This is a genomic window from Paratractidigestivibacter sp. (genome assembly GCF_052362415.1).
Classification (GTDB): domain Bacteria; phylum Actinomycetota; class Coriobacteriia; order Coriobacteriales; family Atopobiaceae; genus Paratractidigestivibacter.
The window spans coordinates 1427-3510 of sequence record NZ_DAWEMK010000074.1 but is presented as its reverse complement, the minus strand read 5'-3'; the positions used below and the strand labels follow the sequence as shown (position 1 = coordinate 3510).

The window sequence follows — 2084 nt, the reverse complement described above, 5'->3', positions numbered from 1 at the left end:
CGACCGGACGGAGCATTCTCAATCGCTACGCATGACGGCCCGACGACGTCTCGAATGGTTATCTGGGCCTCCGGATCGGCTCCGCGGCAGGCTGGATTTGACGGAGAAACCCGTTTTACGGGACGTGGGGTCTCGTATTGCGCGACCTGCGACGCGATGTTCTACAGAAAAAAACTAGTGTTCGTATGCGGAGGAGGGAACACTGCTGCCGAGGAAGCTCTTGTTTTATCTCGTTTTGCCTCAAAAGTCGTCTTGCTTGTAAGAAAAGATCACATGCGCGCACAGAAATCACTGCAACAGAAACTTCAGGATGCCGACAACGTTGAGCTCCGGTACAACACAAGGATCCTCAGTCTTGCCGGCGACGAGCTCCCAAGTTCGATCACGATTCAGAACACGGCAAATGGCGAGACCTACAAGGAAACCTACGATGAAGGTTCCTTCGGCGTGTTCGTCTTTGTAGGAATGCAGCCTCAAAACGATGCCGTTGCGGAGTTGGTTCAGCTAGATGCCTCAGGACACATCATCACCGACGAGCTCATGCAAACGTCCACTACAGGTTTGTACGCCGCAGGAGACTGCCGTGCTAAGTATCTGCGCCAGATCGTGACCGCGACATCGGACGGTGCGATCGCAGCATCACGAGCAGCAGAGTATCTCACGAGCCTTTGAAATCCCCTACATTAAATACGTGATAATATATCTTATGTAAACTAGCTATTCCACCAACACTGAGTGACGGTCATTGCGTGATGGGTGTCACAGAAAGCAGCAGCCAATGACTATCACTCAGTGTTGGTGATCATTTGAGGGACGGGCGGGTCATGAGGTTGAGCTTCATGGTGACGTCGTCCTCGGCTTCGGAATCCATGATCATGAGGAGCTCGTCGAGGGCTTCGATTCTCATGTCTCCGGTCGGGATCAGCTCGGAAGAAGCGCGGGCAACCAGTACGACCCTGCAGCCGTCCGGCCACGGCACATCAGAGACCCTCATCCCCTCGAGGCGGCTCCCGGCGCCTACGTGGATTATCTTCACGATCTTCTGGCCCGTGAGACCGCTCACTGCAGGGTTATCCGCCTGGACACCGAGCTGCTTGGACAGCAGGTGCTCATAGAACGGGTCGGTCTTCGTCAAATTCGCGACCATGTAGGAAATAATAGACACGAGCGAGACGGAGAGCATTGCATCGAGCGAGCCCGTGAGCTCGAACACGAGCACCACTCCGGTAACCGGTGCGCGGACGACCGACGAGAACAGCCCGGCGATGCCGAGCGCGACGAAGTTCGGGTAGTACGTCATGTCGAAACCGAAGAACCCGCTGGCGCAAAGCGCGAACGCGCTGCCGATAAGCGCACCCATGACGACCAGCGGAAACAGCGTTCCTCCCGGAGCGCCCGACCCGAACGAGATCGTCGTGAAGAGGTACTTCCCCACCAGCAGCGCGACGACCGACCCGAACAGCAAACCGTTCGGCTTCACGATCTGCTCGAAGATCGCGTCCCCGCCGCACATAAGCTCCGGCCATGAGAACGCGGCCACGCCCGCGAGCATAAACGGGATAACGAGCCGCAGGTACGGGTTCAGTTTCTTGATTCTGCCATAGAGGCCCTGGCATGCGAACATCCCGCGGTTGTGGAGCGCGCCGAGCACGCCGCAGATGACGGCGAGGATGACGACGAGCGCATAGTCGATATGCGGAAGGTCGTGCACGAACGTGAGGCTCATGACAGGGGCGACGCCGAGCACGCCGGACATCAGGTAATCCGCGACAAGCGATGATGCCATGACCGAGATGATGAGAGATGCCGTGAACTCCTTGTGGATCTCCTCTAAGGCGAAGAGCACCCCGGTGAGCGGAGCATGGAACGCAGCGGACATTCCGGCGGCGGCGCCGCAAGTCACGAGGAGGCGCTCTTCTCCCCTCTTGCGCCTGAACAGTTTTGAGACGGCTTTGCCGGCCATGCCGCCCAGCTGAACGCTCGGGCCCTCGCGGCCCATAGAGAGGCCGGCGAAGGCGCAAGCGGTCCCCTCAACGAACTTGGCGGCGATCACGCGATGCCAGGGCATATCCATGCGGTCAATG

Annotated in this window: 2 protein-coding genes; one reads left to right on the top strand and one right to left on the bottom strand. The window is 58.3% G+C overall.

Translation table 11 applies throughout. From position 1 onward, the window contains the following. On the top strand, nucleotides 1-672 hold a 672-nt coding region (locus ACT84W_RS07675), incomplete at its 5' end, for an NAD(P)/FAD-dependent oxidoreductase (protein WP_444328773.1). A gap of 130 nt (nucleotides 673-802) precedes the next feature. Here the strand turns inward: ACT84W_RS07675 and ACT84W_RS07670 are convergent. Further along, a partial coding sequence (locus tag ACT84W_RS07670; protein WP_444328772.1) for a ClC family H(+)/Cl(-) exchange transporter occupies nucleotides 803-2084 on the bottom strand: 1282 nt, incomplete at its 5' end.